This window comes from Geobacillus proteiniphilus, assembly GCF_001908025.1.
GTDB lineage: Bacteria > Bacillota > Bacilli > Bacillales > Anoxybacillaceae > Geobacillus > Geobacillus proteiniphilus.
Genome location: NZ_MQMG01000084.1, coordinates 1 through 8,122, shown reverse-complemented (window position 1 = coordinate 8,122; position 8,122 = coordinate 1). Strand labels below are relative to the sequence as shown.

The 8,122-nt window shown below is 49.9% G+C and carries 7 protein-coding genes and 1 pseudogene; 7 read left to right on the top strand and 1 reads right to left on the bottom strand.

What is annotated here, in order from left to right; all coding sequences use genetic code 11:
* The coding region (locus BRO54_RS18115) for a hypothetical protein (protein WP_074044794.1) at positions 1-967 on the top strand (967 nt) is incomplete at its 5' end.
* An 86-nt stretch (positions 968-1,053) separates the two neighbouring features.
* On the opposite strand, the gene BRO54_RS18110 is transcribed toward BRO54_RS18115, so the two are convergent.
* Positions 1,054-1,764: a plasmid pRiA4b ORF-3 family protein gene (locus BRO54_RS18110; RefSeq protein ID WP_021321451.1), complete on the bottom strand. Its 711-nt coding sequence runs from the start codon at positions 1,762-1,764 to the stop codon at positions 1,054-1,056.
* A gap of 120 nt (positions 1,765-1,884) precedes the next feature.
* Between BRO54_RS18110 and BRO54_RS20940 the strand changes: the two are divergent.
* The 6 genes and pseudogenes from BRO54_RS20940 to BRO54_RS18085 form a co-directional block, all read left to right on the top strand.
* Positions 1,885-1,929 (top strand): annotated as a pseudogene (locus BRO54_RS20940) (SEC-C metal-binding domain-containing protein); the annotation flags it as partial.
* Between the two features lie 18 nt (positions 1,930-1,947).
* Positions 1,948-2,124, top strand: coding sequence for a hypothetical protein (locus BRO54_RS20280; RefSeq protein WP_014195142.1), 177 nt, complete (start codon positions 1,948-1,950; stop codon positions 2,122-2,124).
* A gap of 409 nt (positions 2,125-2,533) precedes the next feature.
* The gene (locus BRO54_RS18100) at positions 2,534-3,874 is read left to right on the top strand and encodes an N-acetylmuramoyl-L-alanine amidase family protein (RefSeq protein ID WP_021321450.1); all 1,341 of its coding nucleotides are present in this window, start codon (positions 2,534-2,536) and stop codon (positions 3,872-3,874) included.
* Positions 3,875-4,188: 314 nt separating this feature from the next.
* Complete coding sequence (locus BRO54_RS18095; protein WP_014195145.1) at positions 4,189-5,067, top strand: IS982 family transposase; 879 nt, start codon at positions 4,189-4,191, stop codon at positions 5,065-5,067.
* Positions 5,068-5,578: 511 nt separating this feature from the next.
* Positions 5,579-6,136 (top strand): signal peptidase I, encoded by a 558-nt coding sequence (gene lepB / locus BRO54_RS18090; protein WP_014195146.1) that lies wholly within the window; start codon positions 5,579-5,581, stop codon positions 6,134-6,136.
* 196 nt (positions 6,137-6,332) lie between these two features.
* A complete protein-coding gene (locus BRO54_RS18085) occupies positions 6,333-7,991 on the top strand; it encodes an IS1634 family transposase (RefSeq protein WP_074044793.1) in 1,659 nt (552 codons plus the stop codon).
* The last annotated feature ends 131 nt before the right edge of the window (positions 7,992-8,122 follow it).

Below are 8,122 nucleotides of genomic sequence, written 5' to 3'. Positions count from 1 at the left end.
CGAGGCGGTTCCGTCGTTTGACGAGATCATTCATATCGAGGATGAGCGGCGTTTCCTTGTACGCGATCTGTTGACCAGAAAAGAAAAGTACGTCCGTTTTTTGACGCCGGAGGAGCTTCCGTCTGCTAGGGAGGGGGACGTGTTAGTAGGATGCCTCGTTCCACATGGGGACGAGTGGGCGTACTTCATGAAGGTGCTGCCGATTCCAAAGAGCGGGAAGGATCGGCTTGCGCGGGCGCTTCAAGCGGAATGGAATCCGGATATGAAAACGTGTGAAGTGTTTTTGCGCGAGTCGTTTCCGGAATTGCTTGAAATAGCGGTCCATGAGCTGTTGTGGCAGCTGCTGAGCGAAAAGGACTGGGGGGATCGAGATCAAGATGATGTTTTTCGCGAATTAAAGAAAAAGGAAGAAACAACCTCCTCCCTAGTGCTCAGCGAGGCTGCGTTCCTTTGGCGCGCATATTGCGAAATGGATGAACCGGTCATCAAGAATCCTGCTGTGTATGCGGCTGCACTCCGTTATTTGGCGAGTGAAATGGCTGGAAGAGAATTTGTCAATATGGAAAAGGTTGCGGAACACTACGGCGTTCCTGTAGAGGAAGTGGAAGCCGCTGTGATGGAATTGTTTTTATTTCGCACAGAGTTGCTCGATGATGGAGATGATGAGGGCGAGAATGATGATGAGTGGCTCTTTGACGATGGGGATGACGGTGATGAGATCTGGTTCGACGACGGTGGGATGGAGGATGGCGATGAGCTGGACCGTGCGATTGAGGAATGGCTTGACCAAGTTGAGGAGTTGTTTGATTGCGAGGGCTGGGACGTTGATCAAGTCCATCGCTTGATCGACAAAGCGATCCGAACATGGAAAAAGGACGGGTTGCTTGAAGGAGTCGATGCAGCTGAGTTGCGCAAGGAGCTCGAGGAGCTCGTCTGGGAGACGTTTGCCGAACGGGGATTTTTGTAAGGCGATGGACAAAGCAGGCAACAAAGGACAGATGGGTGCGAAAGAAGGTGCCCTTGAGAGATGACGGATACCTTCTTTCGCATGCGTTACAATCGGATATAGGCCAGCCGCTCGTTCGCTTCCTCGACGTCAAAGGCATCAGGGTCAAAATCTTCGCCTTTCATGTCGTACATCCAGTCTACCAGCTCGCGCAATTCGGGATCGGCAAGAGAGTCTTTTTGCGCCGCCGCTTCCAGCAGCTCCAGGTAGCCATAGACGCCGCCGCAATCCTCGGGAGGGCACGCCCGTTTTCCTTTCAGGCAAGCGGCGCGTTCCAACGGTTTTGGGAGTGTTTCAATCTTTTCAACAGTGACGGTATGGCGCCAGTAGTCGCCAAAATCGTAAATATATAGAAACTTTTGTTTTTCTTCCGTCAGCCATTGCTGTAATGGGATGCGGCGGGCGTCCATCAGTTCTTTTTCCAGCTGAAACGAATCCCAGCCGTCAGGGATGCCGATGAGAACGCTTCCGAAATCGAATTCGTATAAATGGGCTTGTTCCCATCCCATCGCTTCTTGGATGATGAGATGAAGCTCGTGAAATGTCGCATGTCCGGGAACAAGGACGCGCCGCCAAATCGGCGGGCGGATGCCGTTTAATGTGATTTTCAGCTGGTAGGCTGTTTTGGACCGCCGCCGTTTGGAGGGGGGTGTGCTCTTTGGCGCCTTAACCCATCTGCCGTGTGGACGGTCCCGCTCTGTCGGATGGAACATGGCAGACAATTCGTCGATCAGTTTAGCAAGATTGTCGGGGTTCATAGCCCTCGTCTCCTTTCGGATAAACGTTTTGTATAATAGTAGTTTATCCTGTCCATAGTAGAATTTAAACATTATTGATGGAAATATTGAAAAAAGAAAGATGGGAGAGGAGGATGACGCATGTCGATCGGCTGGAATGACCCATGCCCGTGTGGAAGTAGGAAAAAGTATAAGAAGTGCTGCATGAACAAACAGCAGAATCATGAAATCAAACGGGTGCGCCAGCGCCGCTTTTTTGGCCAAAAATATGAGCTGTCGCAAATGGTGCAGCGATTTTTGGATGAATCGCTGTCTTACAACGAACAAGCAGTGGCGAGACGGACGTTTTACCAAAAAATAGAGGGTATGAAGTATTTATAATATTTTGGATTTTTTGAAACACTTTGGTGCTTGTTCATTCACCGTTTTCCCAATGGAATGCGCGTCATTGAATGGTTCCAGCGCGACAAAGGACACCGTCTCCCGTTGGAGCACGGAGCGCTTTTGGCGCTTCTGCGTGTTTCTTCATGGGGACGGCTTATCCATTCGGACATCGGTTAGAGAAGCGATGGTGGTATGTCGGCCGTAGCTGGATGGTTCGACTGGGTTGCGCGTTGTGGCTGCTGTCGTGTGAAGAGGCATCATGCAGAAAAAGGAGAGCTATTGTCGGTTGATGGATGCCGCCCCGCTAGTTTTGTCGAGCGGTTTTCCCAAGTGACAGACAGGAAATTCCCCGTTGTGCGCGAACGATATAGTAGACAAATTGGAGACAACGGGGGAGGGAATGCGCATGAGGCGAGGAATATGGCTCGCCCTGTTGTTTTGTTTGCTATGGCTGGCTGCGGCTGCTTGGCCGGTGGGGGCGAAAGGGGAGAGTGGGAAAACCGCTCAGTTGGCGGTGGTGACGGCGGATCAGGTGAACGTCCGCCAAGGGCCGGGGGTGCCATACCGTCCATTGGCGAACGTTCACCGCGGCGAGGCGTATCGGCTGATCGAGGTCAAGGATGGATGGGTGAACATCGAGTGGAAACCGAATCGAACCGGGTGGATCGCCGCGCGGTACGTCGCGTTGGCAAAAGAGACGGCCATCGTGCAAGAAAACCGACTCCGCCTTCGACAAGAGCCGAGCCGAGATGGGCGAATTATCGGGCATTTGGCGCGGGGAGAAACGGTATGGGTCATCAAGGAAGATGGGGAATGGACGGAAGTGATCGCAGACGGTGCGATCGGCTGGGTGTCTTCAGCATACCTCACTGCAGCTCGGGAGTCATCGATTTCGCATCAAACCGGAATCGTCAACGCCAGTTCGCTCAACGTTCGGGCTGAGCCGTCATTGAAGGCAGCGCGCGTCGGCCGCCTTGTCTGGGGCGAAGAGGTCGAGATTGTGGAAAAGAAACCGGGATGGTACAAAATTGCCTCCCAAACAGGGCTTGATGGGTGGGTGTCATCCGCATATGTGCAGGTAAAGGGTGGACAAGCCAATGAAAAGGAAGCGGAAGCGCCCCAGTCGGCTGACCGCTCGCTGCTTTCAGCCATCGCGCCTAGCGACTCCCGCCTTTATGTAGACAGCTGGACGCGCGGTCCTGTTCAGGCGCTGGCCGGAAAAACGATCGTTCTTGACGCTGGCCACGGAGGCAAAGACGGCGGGGCCCAAAGTGTCGATGGCATCAAGGAAAAGGAGTTGACGTTGGAAACCGCCAAGCTTTTGAAAAACAAGCTGCAATCTTACGGCGCCCGCGTCGTGCTGACGCGCTCTAGCGATGAGTATGTGCCGCTGTCGGCGCGTGTTGCCGCCGCCCGCCTGTATCAGGCGGACGCGTTTATTAGCTTGCATTACGACAGCGCCGCTGATCCAGATGCGTCCGGCATCACCATTTACTATTACGATCGGTTTGCGGACTACGAATTGGCGCAATCGTTCCAAGGGCTGTTCAGGCAACTTTCCGCATTGCCGTTTCGCGGCATCGCCTTTGGCGACTATTACGTGTTGCGAGAAAACGAGAAGCCGTCCGTGTTGCTTGAGCTCGGCTATTTAAGCAATCGGTCGGACGCTGCGGTTGTGGCGACAAACGGTTATCAAGAAGCGGTGACGACGGCCATCGTGAACGCCGTGCGCCATTATTTTCAATAGTACGCCCCTTTTCTAAAAAGTGGATAACGGATCTACTGCGGCATGACAAAAAGCGCCCCGGATTTTCGGGGCGCTTTTTGTCGCCTCGCCTTGTTTGGATCACCGCTGGCTGACTATAGAGGGCCATTAGCTTTTCAAGGCGTTTTCCTGAGGGCTGCAAGGGCGAAAGGGTGGAAGTTGGTTGACACAATAGTTAAAAAAGTATAATATTTACCCGTGGTGCTAGATAAACTTGAGCAAGCATAAAAATAGCCCTTGCTGGCGGATCTCCTGTAGAATGAAAGTGCGACCTGCCATTCGAAAGGAGAATCCCCATGCAAGAGCACTTTCATTTTACTACAGATCGAGCCAAGATTCAAAAGCAATATGCCGCCATTTTCGTTTTTGTTTCTGCTCAACTTTCATGCATTCAGGTGCATCTTCATCGTCGAAATCGCCATTTGGTCAAGCAAGAGGACGCTGTCATCATCGCCATTCATCTTTTAGGAAAGCTGCTCGGTTTTACATCCGAACGGGCATGGCATCGTTTTGTCACGGGAAATTTGTTCACAAACGGCTCGTTTCTTGAACGCTCCCGATACAACCGCCGTTGCCGGGCGCTTGGTTTCGCCATCAAATGGATCCGTCATGAGCTGGCAAAACGCGGTCAACATCATGCCTATGCCGTCGTGGACAGCTTGCCGCTCCCGTTGTGCCATACGGCAAGAATGCATCGCGTCAAACGGTTTCAAGAGATCGCCGACATCGGGTATTGCGCTTCCAAAAAGCAATGGTACTACGGGTTGAAGCTGCACCTTCAAGTGACCGATCAAGGGCTGCCAATGGGATATGTTGTCACCGAAGCGTCTTGTCACGACCGGGTGGCCGCTGAAACCGTCATGACGCAAATTCCACATCCGTATAACTTCGGTGACAAAGGGTATATCAGCCAAACGCTGCGAAAGAAGCTGTACGAAGAGCACCGAGTCGCGTTTTGGACGCCCGTCCGAAACAATCAGCGAATTCGCCAATCGGATGCATGGAAACAATGGATGAAGCGAAAACGTAAAGTGGTGGAAACCGTGTTTTCGATTTTAGTCGATTCGTATCGGATCACCAAGATTCGCGCGAACTCGGTTTCTGGATTTGAAACGGCACTGGATGGTATTTTACTGGCTTACTCACTTGTTGTTCTCGGGCTAGTTGAGCGCTAAAGCTCAACTAGCACCACGGGTTTATTTTTCTTTTTTCCTTCGTATAATTCAGCGTCGACGAGGTAACTTTATTTTTCGAGATATATCAAACGGTGTAAAGCCATCACATCTTTTGTACATATGACTGACTTCTATTTTTTCGTGTTAGAATTGTCAAACGACGAGACATCATGATCTAGGGCAACTCACGATGGATCGCCAATCGTCAAGCAAGCAGTCGCTCGTTCCTTTCGCTTGCTAATAGGTGCGTTGGTTCTTCTTACAAGACCACTCGATGTATGTTGAAACAAACATCTCATCATTTCGATATGGTTAAAATCAGTTTCTCCTTTTGCGGGTAAACCGATGAAAGAATGAATGACATCATTGATACTCACTTATTCTTTGAAGATGGATAATGTTCGTTTAGTACCATCATGTCAACGATTTAAGTGAATTGTAAAGATGATTGTTTCGAGGATTCGGGAGCCTTAATAAAATTTACATCAATGTTTTAAGGGGGATGATGATAATGGAGAAAAAGAAAAGTGAGTTTTTGGGATGGATGAAGGCGATCATTATTGCAATTTTATTAGCTGCTTTTGTTCGACACTTCATATTTGCGCCGATTATAGTAGAAGGAGAATCCATGATGCCTACACTACACGATCAAGATCGTATGATTGTAAACAAAATAAAATATTCTTTTGTAAAACCGAAAAGGTTTGATATTATTGTGTTCCATACAAAAGAAAAAAAGGATTACATAAAACGTATAATTGGGTTACCTGGAGATCGTATCGAGTATAAAAATGATATTTTATATATAAACGGGAAAGCGTATAAAGAACCTTATCTAGATGAATACAAAAAACAAAACAAGTTTGATGGTCCCCTTACGGAATCGTTTACTCTAAAGGATACTCCAATCGGTAGAAACACTGTTCCTGAAGGCTATTTATTTGTAATGGGTGATAATAGAAGATATAGTAAAGACAGTCGTCATATTGGGGCCATTCCGATGAATGATGTTGTTGGCCAGGCAAACATAATTTATTGGCCTTTTAAACATATCCGAATAGTAAAATAAGCATTTCAAAAAGGCTTTACGGCTTTTCAGTAAAACAACTGAAAAGTACCAATAAATTTATTTTAAAATTAAATCGTAGTTATCAACACTGATAGCCTCACATTTCGCACCCTCCCAACGAAAATCGGGAGGATTTTTTCGTTCCGATGTCGAATGAATCCTTGACACACAAGGAAAGTGAAGGAGTTTTTCTCTCATGAACGTTCAAGTCAAAAAGGTCTATCGTAATGATTATTTGAATATAATAAGTGCCCTATTCAAGAAACTGGGCCTGCCCCAATTGATTGACCATCTCGTTCCCGTTGATCCACAGTGCCAGACTCGAGTCAGCGATGCCGTTCAGGCCATCCTCTACAATCTGTTTGACGGCCGGCAAGCCCTCGTTCACGTGGAACGATGGGCTCAGGAGATCGATCTAGAGAAACTCATCCGTCCCGGTCTCCATCCTTCCTGGTTGAACGACGATGCCTTGGCTCGTCATCTCGACCGCTTGTATGAGGCCGACATTCACAAGGTGATCAGCACTTGCTTGATTCACATTTATCGCAAAGAAGGCCTTTCCCTCCGAGCCTTTCACGCCGATACGACGGACAAGACGGTTTACGGCGCGTATGAATCGGCCTCATTAGAGGCTTTGCAGATCACACATGGCTATAACCGCCATCATCGTTGGCAAAAACAGATCGGCTTCGGACTGGTCGGCAACGAGGACGGCATCCCGTTTTACGGCGATGTGCACGACGGCAACCTGCCTGACAAAACGTGGAATCCGGAGGTGCTGTCCCGTGTCCACGAACAGCTCAAACAAGCCAAGATGGAAGACGAATGGATTTACGTGGCCGATTCCGCCGCGATGACAAAAGACACTCTGGCGCAAACCAAAGCGGCCAACGCCTTTTTGATCACCCGAGGCCCTTCGTCGCTTCGGATCGTGAAACGGGCATTAGCGGAGGCCGATTCGCCTCACATCCCGTGGAGCGAACCCTTTACCCTGGCGGAGAGAAACGGCGCCACGTACCGGGTATGGGAAACATCCTCCACCTATGAAGGCCACCCCGTTCGGCTGATCGTCGTCGAATCGAGTGCGCTCGACCAGCGAAAAGGAAAGACGCTCGAAAAAGAACGAACCAAAGAAGCGGAGCTTCTTCGCGAGGAACAAGCCCATTGGGAGCGCCACCCTTTCTCCTGCCGGGAAGATGCCGAACAAGCCTTGGCGTCCCTCAAGACGTCCCTTCGCCCCCGGTTTCATCGGGTTGAGGCCGCGGTCGAAGAGATCGTACGCCCGAAAAAACGGCGCGGACGGCCGAAAAAAGGGGCGGAACCCGAGGTGGAGACGCTGTATTTCTTGCACCTTGACGTCGAATTCGACCAAGACGCGTGGGAACAGGCGAGACGGAAAGCGTCCCGGTTTGTCCTTGTCACGACCGTTCCGAAGGAATGGAAGGGCCAACCCATGGATGCCCAAGAGATCTTGAAGCTGTATAAAGGGCAGATCTCGGTGGAAATGAACTTCGCTTTTTTGAAAGATCCGTTTTTCACGGATGAGATTTACGTCAAAAAACCAGAACGGGTCGCAGTATTAGGCTATTTGTTTCTGTTGGCCTTGGCTATTTACCGCGTTTTTCAGCGCCGAGTGCGTCAGTTTATTACTCCAGAACACCCGTTGAAGGGTCCTGGAGGCCGCAAGCTGACCCGGCCGACGGGACAGGCGATTTTTCAGCTGTTTCAATATGTGAACGTCGTCCTGTTCAAGCTGCCGGATGGGCGCATCCAACGCTCACTGGATCGCTCCCTTACCCCTGATCAGCGAAGGATTCTGCAGGGGTTGGGGCTGGATGAGAGCATTTACGTGTAACGTCATACGGAACGACCAGCGATGGTAAAAAAAGGATTGCCATCGCTCGTTGTGTTGGTCAAAAAGTTATTCTGAAAAACTAAATAAAAAATCCTTTGTTTTGACCTTGTTAGGGTGCGAAATGTGAGGAT

Coding starts and splice junctions, on each gene's coding strand:
- BRO54_RS18110 (WP_021321451.1), bottom strand. CDS start 1,764: ATGAACCCCGACAATCTTGCTAAACTGATCGACGAATTGTCTGCCATG.
- BRO54_RS20280 (WP_014195142.1), top strand. CDS start 1,948: ATGAACAAACAGCAGAATCATGAAATCAAACGGGTGCGCCAGCGCCGC.
- BRO54_RS18100 (WP_021321450.1), top strand. CDS start 2,534: ATGAGGCGAGGAATATGGCTCGCCCTGTTGTTTTGTTTGCTATGGCTG.
- BRO54_RS18095 (WP_014195145.1), top strand. CDS start 4,189: ATGCAAGAGCACTTTCATTTTACTACAGATCGAGCCAAGATTCAAAAG.
- lepB (WP_014195146.1), top strand. CDS start 5,579: ATGGAGAAAAAGAAAAGTGAGTTTTTGGGATGGATGAAGGCGATCATT.
- BRO54_RS18085 (WP_074044793.1), top strand. CDS start 6,333: ATGAACGTTCAAGTCAAAAAGGTCTATCGTAATGATTATTTGAATATA.